Origin of the sequence: Vibrio maritimus, from assembly GCF_021441885.1 — a bacterium.
Lineage (GTDB): Bacteria > Pseudomonadota > Gammaproteobacteria > Enterobacterales > Vibrionaceae > Vibrio > Vibrio maritimus_B.
Window position 1 is genome coordinate 1308373 of the sequence record NZ_CP090439.1, and the last position, 26282, is coordinate 1334654.

Sequence of the window (26282 nt, forward strand, 5' to 3'; positions counted from 1 at the left end):
TAATGTGGAAGACAATGAAAAATGCCGTTCAAACCATATAACGTGAGTGCGTTTTCGCTGCTAAGGCTCTCCCCAACTATTAAAGGCATTCTTTTTGCTCTGGTATCAACAGCATTGTTTACTGCGGTTGGGGTAATGGTGAGAGTGCTTAGCGATTCTTCAATGAGTACGTTCCAGATCTTACTATTCCGACAGTCAGTGTTTCTTGCAGTGTTGCTACCGAGTATTTGGTTCAATTGGTCGAGACTTCTTCGTCCCAAACATCTTCAGCTTCACGTTATGCGTATAGCAGGAGCTTTTACCGCACTAGTTCTTGGCTTTATTGTTGTGGCCGCTATCCCATTAGCAAATGCAACGGCTCTGGGATTCACTCAAGTTCTATTTGTCGCTGTGTTGTCGCGTGTTGTATTGGGCGAGCGTGTTTCGTGGCAGAGAATAGCGACTCTTATTATCGGCTTTGTTGGCGTTATGCTGGTGGTTCAGCCAAGCTTTGAGGGTGGAACATTATTCTATAGTTTGCTCGGATTAGTTGCTGCTTTCGGAGCGGCTATTGCAGCGTTATGTGTGAGAAAAATAGCTCAGCAAGAATCTAAGGTCGCGCTACTTGTCTACCAGGCGTTTTTTGTTGGTCTTTTGGCTTTACCACTCAGTATCCAAAGTTGGGTTTCTCCAAACTTAGAGCAGTTTGTGTTGCTGCTGGGTGTTGGACTTGTATCATCAGTTGCACAATGGTTTGGCGTGACGGCTTATCAATATGGTGAAGCGAACGTTATTTCAAATGTTGAGTACGTTAAGATTATTTACGCTTCGATATTCGGCTTTTATCTCTTTGGAGAACTTCCGAATACATTAGCGATTACAGGAATATTCGTGTTGATATTAAGTGTTGTTATTCCAAACCTAGCGATTGAACGCAGGAGTAAAGTATGTTGACGGTTACGCAGTTAGCGAGAGAGTGTCAGGTATCACGTACAACGATTCTCTATTACGAGAGAGAAGGGCTTTTGATGCCGGCTAGTCGCTCTGACAATGGTTACCGCTGGTATGGTACGAAGGAGATTGACCGATTAAAACAGATCATTTCGTATCGGTCGTTTGGCTTGCCTATTCAGGAAATTACTGAGCTCCTGAGTAAGCAAAATCACCAGAAATCTCAACAGATCTTGAGAAATCAATTTGAAGCTCTAGAGAGTGAAGTTCAATCTCTGAGACTGCAACAAAAAGCGATTCTTGCCGCGCTCGGTGAGCCGATAACACCCACCTCTGGTGCCATGAATAAAGAGCAATGGGTTGAGATCATGCGCAGTGCTGGATTTGACGAAAAAGACATGCAGCAGTGGCACTGTCAATTTGAACGAATGCGTCCAGAAGCCCATCAGGAGTTTTTAGAGTCGCTATCTATTGACGTTGACGAGATTGAATCCATTCGCGCGCAGTCACGACAAGAGTGATTCTCACTGGTTGGGACCAAGCAACGAAAACGTTGCGTCAGATTAATGAAATCATCAATAGGTGCGAAGTATCATTGTTAAGTTATTCATAAACCAAAGCAATTTCGGCTCGTGTTTTCAAAACGTACTTGGCAAAATCTTATCTTAATATTTCTCTACACTCTGCTTGTGGGCTGCGTGTATCAAGTGCTGACGTTCCGTCAGGAGCTCAGCGATAGTGCTGAGCGTGTGTTAAACCAAGTTGAAAGCCAGCTCGCCACTATCGAAGACGAACTTCGATCGATTTATGTCACTACTGAGTGTAGTGAAGAGGTACAACGGACTCTCGCCCACCATGTGTTTAAAAGTGTCGGCTTACGCGGGCTCGCGGTCGGAGAACGTTCCTCAGCGGGGAATGTAAAAAACGTGTACTGCAGTAATTTTGGGCCTCAAACTGGGGAGGTTGACGATACCTTTTGGAATGCACGTGTTGAGCGCGATATCGTCTTTGCCAAGCTGAAAATTAAACAATACCGCCGCGACTTGTCTTATGCGCTTGCCGTTATTGGTAACGGAAAAATTGCAATTGGCACGATAAACCCTCGAATCATACTCGGATGGTGGGTAGAACCCATGATTCCAGACACTCAGTTAGAATTATTTTTTAGTGATGGAGAGCGTCTTATTATCGCTGGTGAGCGGGTATCAGATGATGAAGGGTTTGAAAGTACAGCTCGGTCTGAACGATATCCCATCATGATCAAGGCAACTCAACCAACTTTCGTTCTGCAACAACGAATGGTGACCTTCTTTCAGAGGCTCGTTGTTGGAGGATTGATAGCTCTATTGGCCTTAATCATTTTTGCTGTCTATCAGCGTATTACCGGCAAAGAAGAGCGAGATGCTGAGTTAGAGGTGAATCGTGATTAGACTGTTTATCGTTGCCCTGCTATCAGGAACTGTAAGCTTAGCATTTGCTTATGTGGTGATTAATAATGAGCTTAGTGTTAGCGCCAGTCAGTCTACCGCTAAAATAGACCAGCAAATCGAAGACATTCTCAAAATCATTGATGATCTGCCTAGCGATCCAAGCTGCCCAGATGAAGTGAAGAGAGAGTACGCCGATATCGCTCATGAGAATGAACGAATTCGCGCGGTTGGGTATGTGTTTGATGCAGGAGAACAGTGGCATGTCTGCAGCATGTTTGGGAAAACGTTATCAAAACTCAACTATTGGAGTGGAGCAAAAGTTGAGGACGTGTTTGTTGGTCGCTCCCTGCTAACAGTGCATTTTCCAGAAACCTCATTCGTGGTTGGTAAAGAGAGCGGCAATTTAAAAGCCTTCGCTTACGTCAATCCTCGCCGAGTTTTGGGCTATTGGATCGAACCGAGTTTGCCATACGCAAATTATAGCTTGAGACTGGATGGCGAGAATGTACCTGCGTACACGCGTGCGCCCGTAGAGCTGCAAAGTATGCTTTTGAAGTCTGCGCACTCGAAGAAGTATCCTTATTCAATACAATCTGCGGCTTCCATTGTGGATATGCTCAAAAGAGCAGGAGTTTATTGGCTACGTTTGTTAATAGCGATATTTTTTATTTGGAGTAGCTTTGGTTTGTTGCGGCGTTCGATATTAAAGCCTACTTAAAGATATCCACTATGCAAGTCCTCACAGAACTGAATTTATAATGTCTAGCCTGATGTTTTATGTATTTACTAAAATTAACAAAATATCACATATATTTATGAAATAAATGTAAGTGTCAGGATTATATTTAATTATTCTTAGAAACTTGCGTTGAGATAAAGTTCGTGTGTTTATGCTGGTGTATAAAAGTAAGGAAAGTCAGAAAATTCCTAATAAATGCGATTAAAACAGACCACTGCGAACTTATTTTATATTTTTATTTACACACTCTTAGTAGGGTGTGTATATCAGTTTTTTACGTTTCGTGAGCAAGCAAGCCAAGAAGCTGAGCAAGTGCTGGAAGGCATTGAACAGCAACTTAGTCAAATTCAAAGTGAACTCGAATTTATATCCGATCAAGTGTTGCCGCTTGAAGCCTGTGACAGCTCGATGCAAACTGAGCTAGGTCATACGGTGTTTCGCAGTGTACCCATTAGGGGATTGTTTGTAGGTAGCCAGACAGATGGGGTGTACGAGATATGCAGCAATCTGGGGCCGACAAAACAAGTGCTCGATGCAAGTTTTTGGAACGAAGAGCGAAAGCATAATATTGGGTTTGCTAAAGTGCGCTTCGTAAGAAGTGATGGCAATACTTCTTTCGCGTTTGCAGTTTATCAAGGACATGATGTGGCCGTTGCTACGATTAATCCGAGTGCAATCTTAGGATGGTGGGTTCAACATGTTCCCAATCAAACATATCGAGTTCTCCATTTTTCTAGCAGTGAGCAGCCTTTACTAGAACAAGGTAGTCTAGCTCAGAATCAATATAAAACCACCAAGACGTCAGAGCGTTTCCCGATTTCTATCTCAGTCTATAAAGATACATCACTATATATTCAAGGGATGGTTACTTTTGCGATTCGTCTTCTTTGTGCTTTTGGTGTGGTTGTTATCTTAGTTATGGGACTTGGTATACGACGACAGCGCGCACATGGAGAGAGTGAAGCACAATGAGAAAAACAGTTCGTATAGCGTTGTTGGTGGGTTTGCTAGCAGCGTTTAGTTACGTATTAGCAAGAGCTTCTCTAATTCAAGAGATGCATGAAGAGTTGCAAACAAGTTTGGTTAATATTGATAGTCGAATAGAAAATACGATTAAGCTACTCGATGCGCTACCTCGTCACGATGGTTGTGACGCAGAGCATAAACGTTACTACAATCAAGTGTCCTACACTGAAGAGGAAGTGAGAGCGCTTGGGTATATTAAAGAGCGCGATACTGGATGGTATGCCTGCAGTATCTTCGGTGAAACTCAATCTACTCTTGCTCATTGGGATGGAAACACAAATGCACAAGGTGTGTTCATCGGTTGGTCGTTACTCACTAACTATTTCCCCGAGCCCTCATTTGTCATTGCAATGCGCGAGCAAGACACAAAATATTTCGCTTATGTAAACCCTAGAAGAGTGGTTGGACATTGGCTTGAAAGGCCTTCTCAGCACTACGACTACCACGTATTTTTGCAGGGAGAGGCAAGTCCTCGGTACTCTAGTGAGCATGGTGATGTCAGCAGCGACTATTGGTCAGAGCGGATACTAGAACACCAAGCTGTGTCTGAGCGTTATCCTTATGAACTTAAATTATCAGCAGAGCGAGAAGCATTGGCCTGGAGAACTCTCACCTATACACTTCGTGGAGGTTTAATGTTTGCGGTTGTTTGGTGGCTGCTGATCATCGTGAGAAGTGCGATAAAGCCCGTATCGAGGCATCAGTCGGTAGATTATACCGGCTGATCATAAAGCGCTCTATTTTGATGCTGCTCGTTTACCAAAGGTATTAACGAGAGCCCCAACTACGATGAGTGAACCACCGATGTAGGTCCAAACGGTTGGAACTTCATTGAATAGCGCCAGACCCAGCAATATAGAAAATACAATCTGAACGTAAGAGTATGCCGAAGCCTTACCTGCCGCCTGTGTTTGCATCGCTTTGGTTAAACCTAGTTGACCAATTTGCGTGAAGACACCTACTGCCACTAACATCATGGTGAGATACCAGTCTGGCATTATGAAGTCGTCCCCGATCAAAAGGATTGACACAGGCAGTGCGACGAGCGGGAAGTAGAAAATGATCACAGAGCTGTCTTCAGTTTGACTGAGTTTTCTGACGATAACGTAAGCGATAGAGCTACCAAATGCGCCAAGAAGCGCGACACCAACACTAAATAGAGGCAGTGGCTCTGAAGCGTTGTTACCCAATGTCGGGCCTACCATAAACATCAAGCCAAAAATGCTCAACACGATACAGATGATGGTGGATTTCTGAACGCTTTCTTTTAGAAACCAAAACGCCAGTAAAGCAGTGAAGATAGGGTGGATGTACTGCAGTATAGTCGCTTCGGCCAAAGGTAGCGTCGTCACTGCGTAATACACACAGATCAACGCTAGCGAACCAACGATACCACGCAATAGCAGTAAGGGTTTATTGTGTCCCCAAACAGAGATCCCTTTTCGTTTTACATCTAGATAGCTCAGCACGAGTGAAACTAAGGCACGGGCTGCTACGATTTCGAATACAGGAATGCCGTAGGTACTCACGTACTTTACGCACGCAGACATCAGCGCAAAACCAAGCGCCGATAGCACCATGTAACGAACGCCGACAGGGATGATGGAGTCGAAAGTTGAGGTCATAGATGTCTCTTTGAAAGGTTGAAGTCGGTTCTATCTTTGCTTAGCTAAGAATTTCTCAACAGATGCTTTTGGCTGTTTGGCGAGTTTTTGCATCAGTTCAAAGCTTGGCTGCCCAATAGCGTGCTTATTTGTGAGAGAGTCGACCAAAAGTAACCATAGTGACGCGGTCACCTCAGCATCCGCTAACGCGCGGTGAAATACACCATCATTGGCAATATTATGATAAGCGACGAGATCACCCAGTTTGTGAGAGCTTGCCTCTTGATTGAGACGGCGTGAGACTAACAGTGAACAAGCAAACTCACCGCGATAGCCTTTGCCAATCAAATCCAGTTCAGCATCGAGAAACCGCTTATCGAAGGAAGCATTGTGAGCCACTAGGTTCGCATCACCAATAAAATCGACAAACTCACTCATAACTTCGTCACAGCTCGGAGCGTGGCTAAGCATATTATTAGTGATACCGGTGTAGCCTTCAATAAAGCTGCTGACTCGAAAGCCTGGGTTCATCAACGATTGGAAACGGTCAACAACTTCCCCATTTTCTAGCTTCACGGCACCAATTTCAATTGCGCGATCTCCTTGGTTAGGTGATAAACCAGTGGTCTCGAAGTCGAGTACAATGGCGGAAGTAGCAGGTGCGTTCATGGTGAAATCTCAGGAAAAATATGGGAGGCAAAGTCTAGCTTGAACGAGCGATGAAGGAAACCTCAGTAGTGTTGTTTTTGGTTACTTAGTCCGAACTAACAATTGGAACTAAACTCAATACGCACTCACTAAAAACAAGGTGAACCCCGGTGAATGTAAAGACTAAAGGCACAATGGGTATAGAAATGGCAATGGCTTCCGTCGTCGTTTGCTTGTTTCTCAAGTTTTCACACATGGGGTGGGCAACGTTAGCGTTGCTGAGTTATTTTTACGTTTGGGTACCGCTGCTCATTTTCCATTGCTATGCGCATCGAGGTGTTCGATACACAGTTGTCTCACTGAACACCCTGCTTGCCGTTACTTCAAATCTATTGCTGATCGTAGCGCCGCTTGTTTTTCCTGACTCGGGAGAAAGGAAATCTCAAACGCTTTTGCAGCTGTGGGGCGTACCTATACATACGGAGATGTGGGTACCTGCTGTCATGTTCTTGCTTGCCGTCGCAATTGATTATTGGCTCCACAAAAAGGCCTAGCATTAGCTAGGCCATGAGACTCACTGATTAATCGAGTCGTTCACCGTTGCTTTCGATGACTCGTTGATACCAGTAGAAACTGTCTTTCTTATAGCGTTTAAGCTCTTTTTCACTCTCTTCGTCACGATCGACGTAAACGAAGCCATAGCGCTTAGCATAGCCATTCAGCCAGCTGAACAGATCTTGATAAGACCAAGTACAGTAGCCGATCACTTCACAGCCGTCTTCAATAGCATCGTTGATAGCTTCAACGTGCGCTTTTAGGAATGCGATGCGATAGTCATCGTGTATTCGACCATCTTCAGTCAGCGTATCATACGCTCCTAGGCCATTCTCACTGATAAGTATCGGCAGATTATAGCGTGACGTGATGCGGCGAAGTGCGACGCGCAGCCCCTCTGGGTCGATAGCCCAGTTCCAATCGGTCATTTTTAGGTGTTCGTTGTCGGCGCGAACATAGTAATCATCAGTAGGAATACGAGCCACATCAGAAACGACAGAAACCTGCGCCGCATTACCAGTTTGCGCTGTTTGCTCACGGTTTTCTGGTGCGACAAACGTAGCAGATTGATAGTAGTTCAGACCCATGAAGTCGCAGATACCCGCTTTAAGCAGTTCTTTATCGCCCTCTTGGAAATCGATGTGGATGCCAAGACGCTCCAGTAGCTTTAGAGCAATCTTTGGATAAGCGCCTTTTGCGTAAACATCCATCCACAGAAGATCTTGTATCTCTTGTGCGTTTTCAGCAGCAATCACATCTTCTGGAGCGGCTGTTTTTGAGTAGGTAGGGCTGTAGGCAAAGCTTGCGCCAATTTGGCCTCTGATACCCATCTCTTTGAATCGCTTCACTGCACTTGCGTTTGCAAGACTTGCGATATGGTTGGCATTGATAAAGCGCTGATAATCAGAGACTTTAGGTGGGTGAATCTTTTGAACATACCCTAGGCTTGTAAAGATGTTCTGCTCATTCATGCAAACCCAGTACGGCACCTTGTCACCATACTCGCTGAATAAGACTTCGCAATAGCGAGTAAAGTCAGACAGGATTTTACGACTCTCCCAGCCTTGATATTCATCTTGTAGCGCCTGTGGCAGATCCCAGTGGTAGATTGTTAGGATCGGTGTGATTCCGCATTCGATCAGTTTATTAATGACGTTATGGTAAAACTCAACGCCTTTTGGGTTTACCGTGCGACCATCTGGCATGATACGAGTCCAAGCGACTGAGAATCGATAAGCCTTTAGTCCCATTTCTCGCATTAGTTCGATGTCTTCTTCATATTTGTGGTAGAAGTCGATCGCCACTTCACCCGTTGTATCCTTAAACGTATTGCCCGGAACGCGTGAGTACACATCCCAAATCGAATCGCCTTTACCGTCTAGGTTCGCTGCGCCTTCGATCTGGTAGGCTGCTGATGCGCTGCCCCATAAGAAGTTCTCTTGAAATGCCATAACTACCCCGATTAACCCTTATTCATGTAATTGTTTTCTGCTGTGGATAATATTAAAACCATATGGTTTTGTAATTGTTATTGGCTCAAAATAAGATCTAGATCGGATTATTTTCTGTTTTGTTGAAATATTGAACGGATAAACTATAGGTTTATGTCGTATTGCTTGAGTCTGGCTGTAATAGAAAGTAATCTCAGTTGCACTTAATGTAGACATCAATTGTCATGGAAAGCGAGTAAACGAAATGGTCAAGTATCAGGGCATCTATAGTGAAATGAAGCAGCGCATTTTGTCGGGGTACTATAGTGATTCCGATAAACTCCCTGATGGCAAAGCTCTGGCTCAAGAGTTTGAATGCAGTGAGATAACGCTCAAGAAAGCGCTAGATTTTCTTGTCAAAGAGGGGCTGGTAGTACGTAAGCGTGGTTCGGGATCATTTGTGAAACAACGTTCAAATGCGGTGTCGCAATCCCATCTGCTCGGAACTAAAAAAAGAGCAGAGGATCGCGGACAAGTCGTTAATACCCGAGTTGTTACCTTCAAACTGATTGAAGCGACAGAAGACATAGCAGCGAAACTAAAATGTTCGGTTGGCGACGAGGTTTACAACATTACGCGCGTTAGGATCTTAGACGGTGTTCCAACGATTATTGAGTACATCTACTTGTCCAAAATAGTTGTTCCAAACTTGTCTATTGAACACGTTAAATCATCGATTTATGGCTACCTCAGCGAAAACCTAAACCAAACCGTTCACAGTGCGAATCTCAAGATAACGGTGGGGCACGCAACCTCTACAGAGGGGGAGTATCTAAACATACCAATTGGTGAGCATCTTGTTTGTGTCGCACAGAATGCTTATCTGGATAATGGTCAACTGTTTGAGTATTCAGTGGCTAAACATTTGTGTGAGTCGTTCGAGTTCTCTACAACCTATGTGAAAAGCGAAACTCAGCTTTAACAACAGAGAGTTAGTTTTACTCGATTTAAGTGTCTCATTATTGAGACACTCCTGTCTCTCTAAACGTGGTGACTACAACTAAACTGTAAGGAGTAGTCGTTTAGTTTATTCGGGAGGATTCTTTGACTGGCTTAAGTGGGGTCAGCAAAGCCATTGATATTACTAATAAACGGATTTCTCAATATGCAGCCAGTGACAGTGAAATACTGATTCAGGGAGAGACTGGTGTAGGTAAAAGTCGCTGTGCTAAGCTAATTCATCAATTATCTCTGCGCTCTAAAGGACCTTTCGTCGAAATCAACTGTGGTTCGATTCCTCGCTCATTGATCGAATCTGAGTTGTTTGGACATGAAAAAGGGGCCTTCACTGGCGCTGTCAAAAATCATGTCGGTTTTATTAAGAGGGCAAACACGGGTACGCTCTTCCTTGATGAAATTGGCGATATGCCGCTGGAAGTTCAAGGGCATTTACTTCACTTTTTGGAATCTAAAGAGGTACACAGTCTTGGCTCAGACTGTAATGACACCGTTGATTGTCGTGTTATTGCTGCAACAAATGAAGCGCTCGATGCCCTAATGGCAAATGGGGATTTTAGACAAGATTTGTTCTATCGTTTGAATGTCCTTCCTCTGACGATACCCTCCTTAAGGGAGCGGACAGTTGACATTGAGGTCCTCGCAAACTCGTTTCTAGAACAAGAGTTACTCAAATCTGGAAGAGAAGCGCTTACCCTATCCGATGCCAGCATTACCGTCTTAAAACATCATCCCTGGCCAGGCAATATTCGTGAGTTGAAGAATGTCATCAAAAGAGCAGTGGTGTTAGCCACAGGCAGTGTCATCGAACCTGAAGCGTTAGGCATCGATATGGTGTGTGACTTTCGAGCTGTTGATCATAACCAACTCGCATCAAAACACATAGAGAAGGTCATTAGAGATCATAAATACAATATGACCGCATCGGCAAGGTATCTTAATATCTCCCGTCCTACGCTGTATCGTTTAATCAAAAAGCACAAGTTAGAGCTGGATAGCTAGAACGAGGTCACCATTCGCGATGTCACTAGCAGCATACGTCGTTACAGACTGTAACGCGCACTGTAAAGGCAAACTGCTCAACTATCAAAATGTTAACATTTAAAGCTGTCCGCCCTGTATTTCAAATCTAATAAAATCAGTTGGTTAACTATGGTATAGGATTTGCTGTTGTAGTAGTTCAATCAGAACTCGTAAGGAGTAAGGAATGAACTCTCAGCGAACTAGTACTCATACTCAGCGGCTGTGTTTTTCGGTTGTGTTGGCATCTTCGCTTGCACTATCAGGAAACGCGGTTGCCAAACTTGATGGTGCCATTTTTACGACAACTCCCGGAGGCGAGATCGTCAATGAGAATGTGCGTTATGAATCCAAACTGGAAGTTTTTTTAGATGGCGGTCCGGGTCCCAATGCACCGGGTAGTGCTGCTGCGCTTCCGGCGGGCTACTATTATTTTCAGGTGACTAACCCTTCGGGTAAATGTTTACTGTCCAGCATTGAGCCTGATGCTGGTGTTAATGGTGGTACCTGTTATGAAGCAGTAAAAGGAAAAGGTGGACCGAAAAACGCCGAGACCTTTGCGGCAGAGCCTCTTGAATGTCGTCTGTTCTACTTCGATGGTGAGGATGGTATTACGCTCACCAACCCTACCTACACCGTAACACAGAAAGTAAAAGGGCAATGGGTTGAGCAAGAGATACCCTGTTCCCATGTTCTAGGCAGTGAATATATCGCCGAGAATGGTGGCGAACTGGCTGAAGGCGATACCATTCAGCTTTATCCGTTTGCCAATACTCCGAATGCGGGTGGCGTCTACAAAGCTTGGGTGTCTACCTACGAGAGTGTCTATGATGCTTGTAATGGTGATGTCGATAATGGCGCAACCGGTGAAAACTGTGGCGGTGTGTTTGGGTTTGTGCCGCGATTCTCCAAAACCGACAACTTTAAAGTTCGCCTTGGTGATCGAGATATACCAGTTACCTACGATATTGCCTTGCGATCTTTCCACGATAAGAACCTGAATTGCCAATATGACCCAGATTACAACACTCCCGCCAATGGCGACGAGCTGATCGAAAACTGGGACTTTGGTGTGACTGACCCATTCGCGAGCCGAAGTATTTTCCGCACTACGGGCTCAGAGGCGCTGCCAATTACGTTTAGCGTATTAGAGCAGGAAATGCTTGCTTGGTCTGTGGATCATTTTATGTGGTTTGCGAGCGTCAATGGCGTCACTCCTCTTAATGCGAACTTCACGCACTTTACGACCTTTGCAGAACTGCGTAACTACGCCGCACGTCATAATGATGGGGCATTGCGATTAGGATTTATGTCCCCGCTTGCCTGTGACCAAGGTGAGGGTGCTGCTGTGATCAGTCGAGATTCTGGAGAACAAACGGATGATGGCTTTACGCCAACAGACTTTGCCGATCCTGTTCAGGGTAAAAAAGGCGAAGATCCGGATCCTGTGCTTGTCGTCGCGTTTGGTAGCATCGGCATTGCTGATATCACCGTGTGTAAAGTGTTTGACCGCAACAAAAATGGCATGAAAGACGATGGTGAAGGATACATTCCAAACTGGCCAGTGAAGCTAACAGTGCCATCGAGTGTGCCATTGCCAGACGATATCAACCCGGTAGCGACTCCAGACCTTTGGACTGAACTTGTCGCCATCTTTGGTAACGATATTAGTGGCATGTACAACCGTGTTATCAGTAAAAATACAGGAGACAACGGGTGTGCAGTCTTTAGAGCCTTGGTTCCTAATATTCGAGGTGACTTAGCGCCTTACGAAGTCAGTGAGAGCTTGAGTCAATCACCAGGGTGGGGTAATACGACGACCGATAAAGTTGAGTTTGATGTTCGATCTGTACTTACTTACGTAAACAGTTTACCTGTTATTGATGGTGAAGTGGTGAACCGTACCGACGGCAAAACCGGCGATACATTTGTGTTCCACAACACCTGTGACGTCCTAGTGAACTTTGATACTAAAGGGTACTGGCATAATAAAAACGGGTTATCTGAACTGGATGAAACAGATAAGGCATACGTAAACAGTCTTGCCCCCTACAGTTCACCATCCGCCTACTTTGGCGCAGGTGACGAGCCATTCAATGGACTGTTCCAAGGTGGCGCACCTGTTGCGGCAGCCTTTAGTGGCGACAGTCTGATATGGGAAGCGGGAACTTGGCAGTCTGAGGTATCACACTTCCTAGTTGACAGTAACGGCAATGCTGAAGAAAACATGCATAAAGAGCAGCTTGCTCAACAATTGTTAGCGTTTATCTTCAACACACGTCACCGTCCAGGAACTGATGGTTTATCCGGCTCAGCATCAATTGAGTTCAATGGTACTTGGATGACCATAGATGAGATCATTGCACTAGCGGTAGCGACATGGTCGTCAAACGATGTCTCCGCTATTATCTCGCTTGCAGCAACAATCGATGGCTTCAATAACAATGATGCACTGCCAGTAGCGCCTCAAAGCTATACCGATTGTCTCGCTCCTTTCTAGGAGCTTTGTGTCACCTATGAATAAGCCAACCCTCGTGGTTGGCTTTTTTACTGTAACATTAAGGCCTCGTTGTGTGCTCTCGCGATCAAAATCTGGAGATGTTCTACGCTTTACAGTGCGATAACTATAATCCGATCAAGGAAGCACTATGAGCAAACCAATCATTGCCAATAACATCCCGGTCAAAGTTGAGCTGACCGAAGGTCAAGATTATTACTTCTGTACATGCGGCCGTTCCAAAAACCAACCTTATTGTGACGGCTCTCATGCCGGTACTGACTTTAAACCAAAAAGCTTCAAGGCCGAGTCAACGGGTGACGCCTATCTGTGTCGATGCAAGCATTCTGCCAATCTTCCTTATTGCGATGGCACACATAAAAACTTTTCGGATGACATGGTGGGTAAAGAGGGACCGGGTATTTCGAGTGCTGCCGATGCCGCGCCGATAGCAACCCAAACCAAAGAAGAGCCTACCGTAGAGTTCATTCATCAACTCGCTCGCGAGGGACTATCAAAGCTCGGACATCATGGTCCAATGACATCAATGGGTGTGCCACGACATCTATTGCCGCATTGGGATGATCTTCAAATCATGGTGGCGCAAATGGCGACAAAGCCCCTGCTGGAAGATGTCTCAGTAGGTACAGAGCTTGTGATTGGCCCACAAGCTAAGAAGCCGCTCAAGCTGAAAATTCCTTTGTTCGTCTCTGACATGAGTTTTGGTGCGTTATCTGAAGAGGCCAAAGTCTCACTGGCAACGGGGGCTGAGCTTGCGGGAACAGGGATTTGTTCTGGTGAAGGGGGAATGCTTCCTGAAGAGCAAGCCGCGAACTCACGCTACTTTTACGAACTAGCCAGCGCGGGATTTGGTTACGATGAAGAAAAATTGAAATCGGTTCAAGCCTTCCACTTTAAAGGAGGGCAGGGCGCAAAAACTGGGACAGGTGGTCACCTTCCGGGCAATAAAAATATAGGGAAAATATCTGAGGTTCGCGGTATTCCAGAAGGCGAAGCAGCGATATCGCCACCTACCTTTAAAGATCTCCATACAGTGGAAGATTTTAAAAAACTTGCAGATAGAGTACGAGAGGTCACAGGGGGCATTCCTATCGGCTTTAAGCTAAGCGCAAACCATATTGAGGAAGACATACAATTTGCATTAGATGCGAGTGCTGATTACATCATTCTCGACGGTAGAGGAGGTGGCACAGGTGCAGCGCCTGAAATGTTCCGGGATCACATTAGCGTGCCAACGATTCCTGCACTTGCAAGAGCTCGTCGCTATCTGGATCAACAAGGTATGAGCGGTAAAGTAACGCTCATCATCACAGGTGGGTTGCGAGTACCAATGGATTTTGTGAAAGCGATGGCGCTGGGTGCTGATGGTGTGGCGATTTCGAACAGTGCGATGCAATCCATCGGCTGCGTCGCCGCTCGAATGTGCAATACCAACAATTGCCCTGCTGGCATCGCAACACAAAAGGCCGATCTAAGGCAGCGACTAAACGTCGACAAAGCCTCTCACCAGCTAAAGAACTTCTTTGAAGCCTCGGTTTCTTTGATGCAGGTAATGGCGAGAGCGTGTGGTCACAATGAACTCGGTCAGTTCAATAAGAAAGATTTGGCGACATGGAATCGAGAAATGTCGCACTTGTCGGGGGTCAAGTACTCCGGCTTTGAGTAGAGAGCCAATCAATCTAGTTCACTAGACGACTCGTGGGCGAGGACAATGTTTGTCCTCGCTTGGTTAAATTAGCTTCATATCTTACCAACTCACCTCTTAATTTTGTAAATAATAACTGTGTTTATATACAGTTTTTGTTAGGCTGTGTGCTATCTGGTTTTAAATAGAATGATGCCCATGAAAGTTGACTATCAGCAAAAATTACAACCTGTCATCCGCTATCTTGAGCAGCACTTTGATCAACCTCTTAACTTAGAGGTTGTGGCTAAGAAAGCGCACCTGTCTCCTTACCACTTTCATCGAATTTTTAAGGTGGTGACGGGAGAAACCCTTAATGACTTTCTTCGAAGATTAAGACTAGAGCAAGCTGCGAATACATTGTTTTACAACAAGCCAGGTGTCACAGAAGTGGCGCTAGACCATGGCTTTGGTAGTTCGCAAAGCATGGCGAAGGCGTTTAAAAAGTACTTTGGGATAACACCGACACAAATCCGAGACTGTGATGATTTGGAGCAATACGCTCAGCTCATGCGAAACAGCAAGATTGGACACCTACTTCGCAACAATGGACACGAGTCTGAAAGTGCGACTCCTTATACTGATTTCGAACCTTATAAGTGGAGTACCCAAATGGAAATTAGAATGATTGAATCAGGTCAGTTGGCGTTTGTTCGAGTAACAGGACCTTATGGTAATAATTATGAACCAGCGGTCGACAAGCTATACAGTTGGGCGGGTCCAAATGGACTTGCAGCGCAGACGAACGTGTTCATCTATCACGACAATCCAGAAATAACCCCAGCAGAAAAGTGTCGAACTGATATCGGCTTACTGCTTGATTCCTCCGTCGATACACCCGCTGGCATTGAAATGACAGAGTTCGAGGGAGGCAAGTATGCATGCATACGAAAAACCATCACCGACAAATCTCAGTATTCAACAGCGTGGGAAGAGTTAATGGCGCAGGTCGTAGAGCAGCAGTTAGAAACGGATGAGCGTCCTTGCTTTGAGCTATATCACTCGTACGACATTCAAACGAACGTTGCTGATGTCAGTTTTTGTACAGCAATAAAAGCTTAGCAATAGCCGGATTAAAATAGCTTCGTTAGCTAATACTGGTAAAAACACCGCGTCAATTTATTCGCGGTGTTTTTTTATTTGCTGTTGACCTGTCTACAGCTTTATAGTTTACAGTGCCAACCATCAATCGGAGAGGACGTTGTGGTGTATCGGATATCAGAGTTAGCCGCAGAAGTGGGCTTGTCGAGAACAGCGCTGCTCTATTATGAAAAACAGAACCTTATTAGCGGGAAACGTTTATCCAATGGTTACCGAGTCTACAGCGATAAAGACGTGCAACGTGTCCGATTGATCCAACAACTGCAAGCTGGTGGTTTGACTCTGAAAGAGTGTAAAGCGTGTTTGGAGGCGAAAGTCGACCGAGCATTGTTACAGAAACGCTTGCAAGTATTGGATGATGAGATTGAGCAGAAGCAGCGCTCGCGTGATCTGTTAGCCGCTATGTTGGGAGAAGGTGATCTTAAAGCATGGCATGAAGGGCTAGATAAGTTAGCGCCAGATGCCCATCTCGAATGGTTAATTAATCAGGGCTTTAGTGAAAAAGATGCCCTGAGATTGAAATGGTTATCAAAAGACATGAACGAACACGAACTTTATATGGCTGACTTCATGACGGTATTCGAAACGCTTGAACGTTGGGGACCGGGAAGTGAGCAAGAAACACAAAAGGCACTAAACGCAGTACCAAAAGCGCCCAAAAACCTGCTTGAAGTTGGTTGCGGAAAAGGACTGGCAACCAAAGTGCTAGCAGAAAACAGCAATGCAACTATTACCGCAATTGATAATGAGCAGTCAGCGCTGGATCGACTTACCGAGCGTTTTGAAGCACTTGGTTTAGCTGAAAGGCTTAATACCGTTGCTGCAAGTATGACAGAGCTACCATTTGCGCCACAAAGTTTCGATCTTATATGGGCAGAAGGCAGTGCTTACATCATGGGAGTAGAAAAAGCCCTATCACAATGGAAGTCTTTCTTAACGGACCACGGATACATTATGTTGAGTGACATGGTTTGGAAGACATCGACGCCAAGTGAAGCGTCAGTGGAGTTTTGGAATCAAGAGTATCCCGATATCCAACAGGTAGACACACGCCTTGAGCAGATTAAAAATGCGGGCTACCAAGTTGTTGACCACTTTCCGATGAGCCGCGAAGCTTGGATGAACTACTATGGACCACTGAGTGAACGAGTCAAAGAGCTTGAACCAGAGATGTCTGAAAAGGCTGCATGGAAAGACATCAAGCATGAGGTAGAGATCTGCACTCAATTTGCTGAAGAGTTTGGCTACCATATGTTTATCGTTCAAAGACAGTGAAATTAAGACTGGTCTTTAACTTCTACTCCCAGAGCCCGGCCTCTAATAAACTCGTCATCCTCACGCAAGTGAGGATCTCCTAAAGCGTGTAGCTAACTGAAAGGTATGGACCGAGTCACGTAAATCAGTTTTGCACACGTTGAATGAGATCCCCTTTTGCAAGGGGATGACGATGTTTTGGGTTGCTTTGAAACTAAAAGTGGGACAGATGTATCTCAACAATTCAAGGCATTGTTGTAACTCTATCATTCCAAAATATTATACAAATCATAATATCTGATAATTTCACGTACTTTCCCTTTTGTCGTAATCTAGCGCCAGTTGGAAATCACCATTTCGCTTATGTGGTTAACTCAACCGATTAAGGGTGAGAGTCTGCATAAGATTCAGGCGAGGGTTAATATGAAAGTTTTGCACACAATGATTCGCGTAGTGGACCTAGATAAGTCCATTAAATTCTACTCAGAAGTTCTTGGCATGAAGGTGTTAGACCGTTTCGAGAATGAAGAGTATCGCTATTCACTGGTCTTTGTAGGCTACGAGGGTCAAGATGCAGGCTCTACCATCGAGCTGACTTACAACTGGGATACAGACCAGTACGACCAAGGCAATGCATGGGGACATATTGCGATTGGTTGTGATGATATTTATGCGGCATGTGAGCGCATTGAACAACTGGGTGGCAACATCACTCGTGCACCAGGTCCAATGAAAGGCGGCGAAACTCACATCGCGTTTGTAAAAGATCCTGATGGTTACTCTATTGAGCTAATTCAATCGAGCAAATAATAGAGAACATATAGAGGTTTATGATTATGACAGATTCAATGTTTCAACCAATTCAATTGGGTTCACTTACTCTTAAAAACCGTATCGTGATGCCACCTATGACTCGCTCTCGCGCGTCACAGCCAGGTAACGCAGCGAACGATATGATGGCTGAGTACTACGCACAGCGCGCCTCAGCAGGTCTTATTGTTGCAGAAGGCACACAGATCTCTCCAATGGGTCAAGGCTACGCTTGGACGCCGGGTATCTATTCTCAAGAACAGATCGCTGGCTGGAAAAAAGTGACTGATGCAGTACACGCAAAAGACGGCGCTATCTTCGCTCAGCTTTGGCACGTAGGTCGTGTTACACACCCTGATAACATTGGTGGTGAACAGCCTATCTCTTCCTCTGCGCTAAAAGCAGAGAATGTGAAGGTTTTCGTCGATAACGGCACCAATGAGCCGGGCTTTGTTGATGTGGTTGAACCTCGAGCAATGACAAAGCAAGATATCAAAGATGTGGTAGAGCAATACCGCCAAGCGGCATTAAACGCTGTTGAAGCAGGTTTCGATGGTATCGAGCTACATGGTGCAAACGGCTACCTAATCAACCAGTTTATTGATTCAGAAGCGAATAACCGCGATGACGAATATGGTGGTTCAATTGAAAACCGCCTACGTTTCCTAGATGAAGTGGTTGCTGCTGTTGTTGATGCCATTGGTGCAGATAAAGTGGGTGTTCGCCTAGCGCCATTTACTTCTCTAAACGGTACTGTCGATAAGACACCAGTAGAGACTTATACCGCGGCTGCACGTGTACTTAATAAACATAACGTAGTGTACATGCACATTGCGGAAGTGGATTGGGATGACGCGCCTGACACACCAGCTGAGTTCAAAACAGCGGTTCGTGAAGCGTATCAAGGTACCATCATTTACGCTGGTCGCTATAACCAAGAGAAGGCAGAGCAGGCTCTGGCTGGTGGACTTGCTGACATGGTTGGCTTCGGTCGTCCATTTATCTCAAACCCAGACTTACCAAATCGTATCAAGCACGGCTACCCGCTAGCTGAGCACAATCCAAACACCCTGTTTGGCGGTAACGAAGTCGGTCTGCTTGATTACCCAGAGTACCAAGCCTAAGTTCACAAGCCCGAGGCTAGGGGGCTTCCCATTTAGGGAATGACGCCTTGGGCTTGTCTCTCGCTCCCAGCTATCCTTTTCCTTTCTTGCTAATTCGCTTCCAAAGTGACTATTCACATTTGATCGCTTACAATCTCGACAACTTCCTTAACCCTTTCCAGTACGATGAGCTTTGTTGAACTTCAAGACAAACTGGCGACCTTCACTGCTTTAGAACAAGTGTTTGACTACTTTGAGGTTGAATACGATCGTAAGTTTCTTGATGAATATCGCCTGCCGCTTCTAAAGCGTTTCAACGGCTATCTTTTGATGCAAAAACCGGAAGACTGGTTTGCAGCGAGAAGGGTGCTTAGAAATGCGTATTGTAAGATCCAAAGAGGTCGATTAGACCCTGCAACACGTTCTGCCTGCAGGGGATGTACGTCTTGTATTCGACGCTAAAATCTAAGCTTAGATTCAGTCAACTTGGCTATAAATAGAAAGTGTGACAACAAAGTTCGAAACTCACTTTTGGATAAAAGTTTCTTGTTGATTCCACCCCGTCCGCTCACCAGATATTCGTCATCCTCACGAAAGTGAGGATCTCCTACCACGTGTAGGTAATTGAAAATATTCGACTAAGTCACGTAATTCAACTTTTCAACGCGCTGAATGAGATCCCCTTTTTCAAGGGGATGACGGTGATTTTTACTATGGTTTGAAGCACCGAATTGGGTAGTTTTGAGTTACGTTGATCTACCCTGTTAGCACAGGTCCGGACATAAATGCTCTGCATCCATTCATTTCTAACATACCCCATATAACCGTCATCCTCACGAAAGTGAGGATCTCCTATAGAGTGTAGGTGACTGAAAGTATTCGACTAAGTCGCATAAATCAACTCCGCGACGCGCAGAATGAGATCCCCTTTTTCAAGGGGATGACGATGATTTTTGGTATGGCTTGAAACACCAAAAAGGCCCACACCCCAGTAACTATCTCTAGTTAAAAGCGTGTGAGCCTTTTCGTTTTAGACTACTTGTAGATTACTTATCGTCGACGTTAACAAACATCATAGTCAGAGCAAATGCCAGAGCAAATACCCCCACAACGCCAAGTACTGCTTGAATGAAGTTCTGTGTGCCGCTTGCTAGGTATGCAGGAAGACTGAACACAGACGATAGAATGTAGCTTGTTAGGTGAGTATCAATCGTAACAGAGATTGCGCCGACAACACCTGCCGCCAAGCTCGCAGTAAACAATGCCTTTGTGTACTTAGTTAGAACACCGAATAGAGCTGGTTCAGTGATACCTAGAATTGCGGTGATACCAGAGCCTACTGTTACTGACGACTCTTCTTTAGAAACATGCTTACGCTGTTTGTACCACACGGCCATAGTTGCACCAGCGATTGCTAGGTTGCCAAGACACATGATTGGCATCAGTAGATCTTTTCCGTACAAAGCAAAGTTGTTCAAGCTGATTGGCGTCATGCTGTGGTGGATACCAAACACGATAGTAATTGGGCGAGTAAGACCGAACACGAAGCCAGTTAGCGTTGGTGAAATCTCTAGAAGTGAGCTCACGACCCAGCCCGCACCGTTACTTAGCCACATACCCGCTGGAGCAACTAAAGATAGGACGATTGTAGACGTCACAGTAAAGGCGAGCAGCGGTGTAAATACCGGTTTTGCTGACGATGGAACGAATCGGTCAACAAACGGTGTCACTTTTGAGAGTACCCAAACTGCTAGGATGGCCGGAACGATAGCGCCGCCGTAGTTCAGTAACTCTACAGGAATTACGCCCATTACCGTTAGTTCAGGTGCTGCGCCAGCATCTTTAAGTAGCGCTGCTTTTTCAACCAGTTTTGGTGCCAGCATCGCTGATGACACAGCTAGAGCGATGTACTCGTTAACCTTAAACACCTTAGCTGCTGAGAAAGAAACCAGCATAGGTAGGAAAAAGAATACGGCGGTAGAGATTGAACGGAAGAAGTAGACCGTATCGGATGATTCTGAAATCACATTGGTTGCGATAAGGCCAGACAGCAGGCCCATTAACATACCGGCACCAGCGATGGCTGGTACTACTGGTCCGAAAATACCCGCAACCACGCGCATTGCACTTTGGAACAGCTTACCTTTTTCGACTTCGAGAGTTGGCTCTTCGGTACTCGTGCTGACACCAGAGAGCGCGTTGTACCATTTCTCCACATCGACACCGATGACAACTTGAGTCTGTCCCTGTGCTAGCACAACGCCTCGCACACCAGGGATTTTCTCAAGGGCATCTTTCTTTGCCAGTGACTCGTCCGCAAGCTTAAAGCGCAGGCGCGTCATACAGTGGGTAATGTTTACGATGTTGCTCTCACCACCAAGCGCCGTCACTAGCACTTTTAGGTTGTCGTTGAAACCGTTTTGCTCACTATTATTTTTCGTTGTTGAGTTCACGTCATCAAGCGTTTCAGTCAGTTGCATAATGGAATTTCCTGCCGTTATTTGATGGGGACATAATATCCAGAGGGCGTATCTACCCCAATCGAAAAAACAGAGAGATTCGTCACATTAAATGCGTCAATTCATTAATTTTAAGCTATTTTCATCGATTGGTTCGTTTTTCTTTGCAAAAGTCCATCGATAACGAACCAGTCAAATTTTGCCATAAAATAGCGCTTGAATTCTGTTTTTTTTCGCTGTTAGATAGAATGAAATTTCTGACCTAGAGCCAATATCGTGAAAGAAAATCTCATTACAAATATTGAATGTGTGATTACCAAACCAGACCGTCATAATCTAATTACTGTGATTGTGGAAACTGAATCGGGTGTGACGGGTTATGGTTGTGCAACATTTCAGCAACGTCCGCTTGCCGTAAAGACAATGGTGGATGAATATATTAAGCCACTGATTATTGGTCGAAATGCAAATAACATTGAAGACCTGTGGCAAATGATGATGGTTAATTCCTATTGGCGTAATGGACCAGTGATTAATAATGCGATTTCTGGTGTGGATATGGCGCTCTGGGATATTAAAGCAAAGCTTGCAAATATGCCGTTACATCAACTGTTTGGCGGCAAATCAAGAGATGCGATTCAGGTCTACACGCATGCCACTAGCGACACGATGGAAGGCCTGTATGAGCAAGTCGATCAGTTCCTAGAACAGGGCTATAAGCACATTCGTTGTCAGCTTGGTTTTTACGGTGGCGTGCCAGAGAACATGCACACAACAGAAAACCCAACGGAAGGCTCGTATTACGACCAAGACCAGTACATGGCGAATACACTGAACATGTTTAAGCTACTTCGTGAGAAGTACGGTAATCAGTTCCATATTCTGCATGATGTTCACGAGAGGTTGTTCCCGAACCAAGCGATTCAATTTGCCAAGCAAGTTGAGCAGTATTACCCGTACTTTATTGAAGATATCTTGCCGCCGAATCAAACTGAATGGTTGAGTAACATTCGCAGTCAGACCTCGGTATCGCTGGCTTTAGGCGAGCTGTTTAACAACCCAGAAGAGTGGAAGTCGATCATCATTAACCGTCAGATTGATTTTATTCGCTGCCATGTTTCGCAAATCGGTGGTATCACACCTGCATTGAAACTCGGTCATTTCTGCGAGAGCTTCGGTGTGCGAATTGCTTGGCACTGCCCACCAGATATGACACCAATTGGTGCCGCCGTGAACACGCATATGAATGTCCATCTGCACAATGCGGCCATTCAAGAACACGTGCATTACAAAGAGAATACGCGCCGCGTGTTCCCGAATGCAGCAGAACCAAGAAAAGGTTTCCTATACGCGTCAGAAAAGCCGGGTATTGGCGTTGAAATGGATGTGCAAGCAGCGAAAGACTTCCCGGTTGAATATCGTCCACATGAATGGACGCAAAGCCGATTGCCGGATGGCTCAATTCATACGCCATAGATTGACTAATATAAAACGACCGCTAATTTAGCGGTCGTTTTGATCTCGGTATTGCAAGCTTTCGTTATTAAATTTGGTGTGATACGTACATTGATAGTTAATATCGAGAATATCACTGACAATAAAAGCCTCTCCCGATAAAAGAAAACCTCGATTGGTAATATTCATAGCCGACGTAGAACGTTTGCATTCTAGTAACTTAGCATCTTCTGAAGATAAACTAACGGCTTTATAACTCGTTAAGTAGCTGTCTATTTCTAAACCCAATGAAAGCGCGAGCTTTTGCAGCGAACTTTCAACAATAGTGTCATTCATTTTAGGGAATAAATGTACTGGTAGAATCGTTTCTTCTATTTGAGTGATTTTATCTTGAACGAGTCTTAACCGTTTGATGTGCCACAAGTAATCATTTTCACCTATAGAGAAAACTTGCATCTCGTGATGAGTAGGTACTCGTTTATTAAGCTGAACTTTTTTATAGGAGATCTGCTCGAAGCTATTTTCTGTTATCGAGTTATATATGAGTGGTGAGCCAATCATCGCTGTGTTAACAAAATACCCCGACCCCGTTTTGGGTTTGGCTACACCAATTGCCTCAAGTTTCGATAGGGCCTTTCTAATAGAGAATCGAGATAATTGATATTTGTCGGCGAGTTCTCTTTCAGAAGGCAGTTTGTGTGTGATAACACCTTGGCAGATTTTACTGATCAGGTCTTGAACCAGCTGTTCATGCTTTTTCATTATAGGCTTTATGAATTACATCAGATGGTATTAATGATAGCGACGAAAGAGGGATATTGGCAAACCTATTGAGGTAGCCATTGAGAGTTTTGAGGGGTCAAGCGAGATTTGAAGCCAAGTGAGGTTCACTCACTTGGCTACGAGGTGCTACATGCACTTATTCACTGATACAGCGACGGGATTTGCTTTCTCGTCAAACTTAACTGACCAAACGTACTTTCCAGCAGTTTCGATGACCGATTTAGTATCTTTGCCATAGCCACCCCATTTAAGTACTTTTGTCTCTCCTGGGTTAAGTGTACGGCCTTCAGCGGTGTATTGTGGTTTCCAGTCTGAAGCTGCGTACTGCATGCTGAACTTACCTGGTTTTTCGTCGATCACTGCTTGATACAAACCGTCTCCTTTGTGCTCGAACTTACGTCCGTCGACGTGTTTCCAGTTTGAATCGGCAAACGTACCGACTACGAAAAGCTGTTTGCTAACAGGACCTTTATCAGCAACCGTTGGTGCGTCACAGGCTGCCATCGCGGCGGTATCGACGCCTGCTGGAGCAGCCGCCACAGCAGCTGTCGTTGTTGCAGCACTGTCATCCGCGGATGATGTCGCTGGGTCAGACGCACAGCCAAACATTAGTGCACTTATCACTGCCATAGACAGAGCAGATTTTATTGATGTCATGGTTTGTCCTTTTTTATTTTTGGTTAGGGCGAGCCTAGGATATTCCTCACCCAAAAATAGCTACTCATCCCCCTAAAGAGGTGAAGGGGGATGAGTACAAAGGGTGAGAGGAATAGGTCACAAAATGTGCAAGTTTTCTTGCTGCGTTTTGTTGGCTGTTTTTGAGATAATTCTGATTTTTATCGTTAACGACAGGTCTGTTTAATATAAAATTCTAAGACTGTTCTCTTATTGAGGAAATATAACCAAATATTACAAACTGATAACGGGATCGTTTTTGGTAACACGAAGGGAGTGTGTTTTCTGGTATTTGAGGTGTGGTGATTTTGCTAAAAGGTGAACCAGTAAGAATTGCGTCGCGTAAGTAAAGAGCGTCGGAAAATCAGGAGAGAACCATGCGAAGCACTATAATCCTCGTAACCAGTATGATCGTTTCATCAAGCCTTTGGGCTGCCGGCTCTGGCTCGAGCAGCAACCCTCTCAGCCGGGCTGAGCGGATATACAATCAGGGTGTTGAGTTGATGATGGACAAGCAGTTTCTTGATGCAGAGCGAAAATTTCGAACAGCCTTGAAGCGAGATAAAGACTGGGCGGAAGCGCACAACAACCTAGCGTATACCCTAAGAAAGCAAGGCCCAGACCATTACAATACGGCGATGTTTCACTACAACAAGGCCATAGCTCTCTCTCCAAAAATGCCTGAACCTTACATGTATCGAGGTGTATTACATGTTCAGATGGGCAATGCCGCACTCGCGAGAGAAGATCTAGATACGCTGAGACAATTGCGTTCACCTTTGGCGGATGAGCTGGCATTTGTTATTGCCCAGGGTGAAGAGAAAACGCCCGAGCAATTTTTTGGTGTGTCTGAGAAAGTGAAAGGCTAGGGCTCGCGTGCGAGCTAGGGAATCTGTCGTGTGATACTGAAAGTTGCACATCCATTGAAATGAGCAAACTGTGTGAGTTCAAGCTCCAGACTGTCCTTGAATGCAGTCTGCTTGTTCGCACTGGGCTCAATGTGGAGCGTTATAACTTCTAGGTGTGCCTCTTTCCTGTGGGCTTTACAATCTGCTCTTGCAACCAATCGCCCGTCCCACAATATCGGTAAGACAAAGTAGCCATGTCGCCGTTTGGTCGCGGGGACGTAGCACTCTAGAAGGTAATCGAAGTTAAAAAGCTTGCTCACCCTGTCGCGCTGAATGACAAGATTATCAAAGGGGGAGAGGATGCGTGTTTGTTTTCGATTCAGCCTTTTATCCAATAACGAAAGGGATTGAGGACGAGTGAAATAGATCTCTCCATTCACTGATACCTTATCTATTTCTCCCTCCTCAATTAGCTGATTTATCGCTTCATTGACGCTCGCTTTCATACCTTTTTGTAGATAGGTTATTTCTGCCAATGTGGCTAGACCATGAGTCACAAGCGAGTTAATGACAAGAAACTTGGCGTACTCTAGCGCCGAGGGAGTGGTTGTATTGATACTAGATGGCAGTACACGTTCAGTTAGATCGTAAACTTTATGGAAGTTTTTGCGTTCAGTGATCATTAAATCACCTTGCATATACAGCATTTCAAGCGCTTGTTTAGTTGGTTTGCTCTCCCATCCCGTTTTCTTTGTGACCGTAGAATCGAAGTCTTTCGCCATTAATGGCCCCTCTGATGTGATTCTCGCGAGTACCTCCGACATCAGCTTAGGGTTTTTCCTAAACCAGTGATTTTGCTTGTCTGACTTGATGGCGTGTTTTCGAGGTAGTGAAAATTGAAAATTTGCCATATCCAGATACGAAGCAGCATGAGACCAATACTCGTATACCAAACGTTCTTTCACCATCCGATCTAAGTGCTCTGGAGCGTAACTATGATTCCGGCTCCATAAGGTATGGTGGTGAGCGCGTTGCACCACAGAGATGGTATCAATCTGCACATAGCCTAACGTCTGCATCGATTGCACGCTTTTTTGGTAAGCGGTACCAGTTAGCTTTTGAGCCGGGAGCCCCTGAGACAGCAGAGCAATTTTCTGAGCCTGTGCGAGAGATATAGACTGCATTACATAACT

General features: G+C 45.1%; 25 protein-coding genes. 18 read left to right on the forward strand and 7 right to left on the reverse strand.

Annotated features, from left to right (window positions below; translation table 11 throughout):
* Positions 1-21 precede the first annotated feature (21 nt).
* The 6 genes from LY387_RS22305 (at position 22) to LY387_RS22330 (ending at position 4850) form a co-directional block, all read left to right on the forward strand.
* Positions 22-933 carry a DMT family transporter gene (locus LY387_RS22305; protein ID WP_234496384.1) on the forward strand — a complete coding sequence of 304 codons (912 nt, stop codon included), beginning with the start codon at positions 22-24 and terminating at the stop codon, positions 931-933.
* Positions 927-1451 (forward strand): MerR family transcriptional regulator, encoded by a 525-nt coding sequence (locus LY387_RS22310; RefSeq protein ID WP_234496385.1) that lies wholly within the window; start codon positions 927-929, stop codon positions 1449-1451. Before LY387_RS22305 ends, LY387_RS22310 begins: the two co-directional genes overlap by 7 nt.
* A 111-nt stretch (positions 1452-1562) precedes the next feature.
* Complete coding sequence (locus LY387_RS22315; protein ID WP_234496386.1) at positions 1563-2360, forward strand: CSS-motif domain-containing protein; 798 nt, start codon at positions 1563-1565, stop codon at positions 2358-2360.
* Positions 2353-3078, forward strand: coding sequence for a hypothetical protein (locus tag LY387_RS22320; RefSeq protein ID WP_234496387.1), 726 nt, complete (start codon positions 2353-2355; stop codon positions 3076-3078). The genes LY387_RS22315 and LY387_RS22320 overlap by 8 nt, the downstream gene beginning before the upstream one ends.
* Before the next feature lie 216 nt (positions 3079-3294).
* A complete protein-coding gene (locus tag LY387_RS22325) occupies positions 3295-4071 on the forward strand; it encodes a hypothetical protein (protein ID WP_234496388.1) in 777 nt (258 codons plus the stop codon).
* Positions 4068-4850: a hypothetical protein gene (locus LY387_RS22330; RefSeq protein WP_234496389.1), complete on the forward strand. Its 783-nt coding sequence runs from the start codon at positions 4068-4070 to the stop codon at positions 4848-4850. Before LY387_RS22325 ends, LY387_RS22330 begins: the two co-directional genes overlap by 4 nt.
* A 12-nt stretch (positions 4851-4862) precedes the next feature.
* Here the strand turns inward: LY387_RS22330 and LY387_RS22335 are convergent, their stop codons facing one another.
* Both LY387_RS22335 and LY387_RS22340 read right to left on the reverse strand, forming a co-directional pair.
* Positions 4863-5750, reverse strand: a complete 888-nt coding sequence (locus LY387_RS22335) for a DMT family transporter (RefSeq protein WP_234496390.1) — start codon at positions 5748-5750, stop codon at positions 4863-4865.
* A 30-nt stretch (positions 5751-5780) separates the two neighbouring features.
* Positions 5781-6398: a PolC-type DNA polymerase III gene (locus LY387_RS22340; protein WP_234496391.1), complete on the reverse strand. Its 618-nt coding sequence runs from the start codon at positions 6396-6398 to the stop codon at positions 5781-5783.
* 149 nt (positions 6399-6547) lie between these two features.
* On the opposite strand from LY387_RS22340, the gene LY387_RS22345 reads away from it, so the two are divergent.
* On the forward strand, positions 6548-6931 hold the full coding sequence (locus LY387_RS22345; protein ID WP_234496392.1) for a hypothetical protein: 384 nt from the start codon (positions 6548-6550) through the stop codon (positions 6929-6931).
* Between the two features lie 27 nt (positions 6932-6958).
* Here LY387_RS22345 and LY387_RS22350 read toward each other — a convergent pair whose 3' ends face one another.
* Positions 6959-8383 (reverse strand): glycoside hydrolase family 1 protein, encoded by a 1425-nt coding sequence (locus LY387_RS22350; RefSeq protein ID WP_234496393.1) that lies wholly within the window; start codon positions 8381-8383, stop codon positions 6959-6961.
* 244 nt (positions 8384-8627) lie between these two features.
* On the opposite strand from LY387_RS22350, the gene LY387_RS22355 reads away from it, so the two are divergent.
* The 9 genes from LY387_RS22355 to LY387_RS22395 all read left to right on the forward strand — a co-directional run bounded on the left by LY387_RS22355 (position 8628) and on the right by LY387_RS22395 (position 19331).
* Positions 8628-9344, forward strand: a complete 717-nt coding sequence (locus LY387_RS22355; RefSeq protein ID WP_234496394.1) for a GntR family transcriptional regulator — start codon at positions 8628-8630, stop codon at positions 9342-9344.
* 122 nt (positions 9345-9466) lie between these two features.
* On the forward strand, positions 9467-10381 hold the full coding sequence (locus tag LY387_RS22360) for a sigma-54 interaction domain-containing protein (protein WP_234496395.1): 915 nt from the start codon (positions 9467-9469) through the stop codon (positions 10379-10381).
* A 205-nt stretch (positions 10382-10586) separates the two neighbouring features.
* The gene (locus LY387_RS22365) at positions 10587-12899 is read left to right on the forward strand and encodes a hypothetical protein (protein ID WP_234496396.1); all 2313 of its coding nucleotides are present in this window, start codon (positions 10587-10589) and stop codon (positions 12897-12899) included.
* A 148-nt stretch (positions 12900-13047) separates the two neighbouring features.
* Positions 13048-14583 (forward strand): glutamate synthase-related protein, encoded by a 1536-nt coding sequence (locus LY387_RS22370; RefSeq protein WP_234496397.1) that lies wholly within the window; start codon positions 13048-13050, stop codon positions 14581-14583.
* A 177-nt stretch (positions 14584-14760) separates the two neighbouring features.
* Positions 14761-15663, forward strand: a complete 903-nt coding sequence (locus LY387_RS22375) for an AraC family transcriptional regulator (protein WP_234496398.1) — start codon at positions 14761-14763, stop codon at positions 15661-15663.
* Between the two features lie 144 nt (positions 15664-15807).
* On the forward strand, positions 15808-16977 hold the full coding sequence (locus tag LY387_RS22380; RefSeq protein WP_234496399.1) for a MerR family transcriptional regulator: 1170 nt from the start codon (positions 15808-15810) through the stop codon (positions 16975-16977).
* Positions 16978-17379: 402 nt separating this feature from the next.
* Positions 17380-17766, forward strand: a complete 387-nt coding sequence (gloA, locus tag LY387_RS22385) for a lactoylglutathione lyase (protein WP_042470576.1) — start codon at positions 17380-17382, stop codon at positions 17764-17766.
* A gap of 26 nt (positions 17767-17792) precedes the next feature.
* Entirely contained in the window at positions 17793-18890 is a 1098-nt protein-coding gene (locus LY387_RS22390) for an alkene reductase (protein WP_234496400.1), read from the forward strand.
* 165 nt (positions 18891-19055) lie between these two features.
* Positions 19056-19331, forward strand: a complete 276-nt coding sequence (locus LY387_RS22395; RefSeq protein ID WP_128649176.1) for a nitrogenase-stabilizing/protective protein NifW — start codon at positions 19056-19058, stop codon at positions 19329-19331.
* A 584-nt stretch (positions 19332-19915) separates the two neighbouring features.
* On the opposite strand, the gene LY387_RS22400 is transcribed toward LY387_RS22395, so the two are convergent.
* Complete coding sequence (locus LY387_RS22400) at positions 19916-21349, reverse strand: PTS transporter subunit EIIC (protein ID WP_234496401.1); 1434 nt, start codon at positions 21347-21349, stop codon at positions 19916-19918.
* Between the two features lie 255 nt (positions 21350-21604).
* Here LY387_RS22400 and LY387_RS22405 point away from each other — a divergent pair, with 255 nt between their 5' ends.
* Complete coding sequence (locus LY387_RS22405) at positions 21605-22804, forward strand: enolase C-terminal domain-like protein (RefSeq protein WP_234496402.1); 1200 nt, start codon at positions 21605-21607, stop codon at positions 22802-22804.
* A gap of 27 nt (positions 22805-22831) precedes the next feature.
* Here the strand turns inward: LY387_RS22405 and LY387_RS22410 are convergent, their stop codons facing one another.
* Together LY387_RS22410 and LY387_RS22415 are read right to left on the reverse strand one after the other, a co-directional pair.
* A complete protein-coding gene (locus LY387_RS22410) occupies positions 22832-23545 on the reverse strand; it encodes a GntR family transcriptional regulator (protein WP_234496403.1) in 714 nt (237 codons plus the stop codon).
* A 147-nt stretch (positions 23546-23692) separates the two neighbouring features.
* Positions 23693-24223 (reverse strand): glycosidase, encoded by a 531-nt coding sequence (locus LY387_RS22415; protein WP_234496404.1) that lies wholly within the window; start codon positions 24221-24223, stop codon positions 23693-23695.
* Positions 24224-24618: 395 nt separating this feature from the next.
* Between LY387_RS22415 and LY387_RS22420 the strand changes: the two genes are divergently transcribed.
* The gene (locus LY387_RS22420; RefSeq protein ID WP_234496405.1) at positions 24619-25110 is read left to right on the forward strand and encodes a tetratricopeptide repeat protein; all 492 of its coding nucleotides are present in this window, start codon (positions 24619-24621) and stop codon (positions 25108-25110) included.
* Positions 25111-25124: 14 nt separating this feature from the next.
* On the opposite strand, the gene LY387_RS22425 is transcribed toward LY387_RS22420, so the two are convergent.
* Positions 25125-26273 (reverse strand): winged helix-turn-helix domain-containing protein, encoded by a 1149-nt coding sequence (locus LY387_RS22425; protein WP_234496406.1) that lies wholly within the window; start codon positions 26271-26273, stop codon positions 25125-25127.
* Positions 26274-26282: the final 9 nt, after the last annotated feature.

Bases quoted from the DNA above. Each gene is read 5' to 3' on its own strand.
- LY387_RS22305 (WP_234496384.1), top strand. From the start codon at position 22: ATGCCGTTCAAACCATATAACGTGAGTGCGTTTTCGCTGCTAAGGCTC.
- LY387_RS22355 (WP_234496394.1), top strand. From the start codon at position 8,628: ATGGTCAAGTATCAGGGCATCTATAGTGAAATGAAGCAGCGCATTTTG.
- gloA (WP_042470576.1), top strand. From the start codon at position 17,380: ATGAAAGTTTTGCACACAATGATTCGCGTAGTGGACCTAGATAAGTCC.
- LY387_RS22390 (WP_234496400.1), top strand. From the start codon at position 17,793: ATGACAGATTCAATGTTTCAACCAATTCAATTGGGTTCACTTACTCTT.
- LY387_RS22425 (WP_234496406.1), bottom strand. From the start codon at position 26,273: ATGCAGTCTATATCTCTCGCACAGGCTCAGAAAATTGCTCTGCTGTCT.
- LY387_RS22375 (WP_234496398.1), top strand. From the start codon at position 14,761: ATGAAAGTTGACTATCAGCAAAAATTACAACCTGTCATCCGCTATCTT.
- LY387_RS22415 (WP_234496404.1), bottom strand. From the start codon at position 24,223: ATGACATCAATAAAATCTGCTCTGTCTATGGCAGTGATAAGTGCACTA.
- LY387_RS22410 (WP_234496403.1), bottom strand. From the start codon at position 23,545: ATGAAAAAGCATGAACAGCTGGTTCAAGACCTGATCAGTAAAATCTGC.
- LY387_RS22400 (WP_234496401.1), bottom strand. From the start codon at position 21,349: ATGCAACTGACTGAAACGCTTGATGACGTGAACTCAACAACGAAAAAT.
- LY387_RS22370 (WP_234496397.1), top strand. From the start codon at position 13,048: ATGAGCAAACCAATCATTGCCAATAACATCCCGGTCAAAGTTGAGCTG.
- LY387_RS22335 (WP_234496390.1), bottom strand. From the start codon at position 5,750: ATGACCTCAACTTTCGACTCCATCATCCCTGTCGGCGTTCGTTACATG.
- LY387_RS22325 (WP_234496388.1), top strand. From the start codon at position 3,295: ATGCGATTAAAACAGACCACTGCGAACTTATTTTATATTTTTATTTAC.
- LY387_RS22395 (WP_128649176.1), top strand. From the start codon at position 19,056: ATGAGCTTTGTTGAACTTCAAGACAAACTGGCGACCTTCACTGCTTTA.
- LY387_RS22350 (WP_234496393.1), bottom strand. From the start codon at position 8,383: ATGGCATTTCAAGAGAACTTCTTATGGGGCAGCGCATCAGCAGCCTAC.
- LY387_RS22365 (WP_234496396.1), top strand. From the start codon at position 10,587: ATGAACTCTCAGCGAACTAGTACTCATACTCAGCGGCTGTGTTTTTCG.
- LY387_RS22420 (WP_234496405.1), top strand. From the start codon at position 24,619: ATGCGAAGCACTATAATCCTCGTAACCAGTATGATCGTTTCATCAAGC.
- LY387_RS22310 (WP_234496385.1), top strand. From the start codon at position 927: ATGTTGACGGTTACGCAGTTAGCGAGAGAGTGTCAGGTATCACGTACA.
- LY387_RS22340 (WP_234496391.1), bottom strand. From the start codon at position 6,398: ATGAACGCACCTGCTACTTCCGCCATTGTACTCGACTTCGAGACCACT.
- LY387_RS22330 (WP_234496389.1), top strand. From the start codon at position 4,068: ATGAGAAAAACAGTTCGTATAGCGTTGTTGGTGGGTTTGCTAGCAGCG.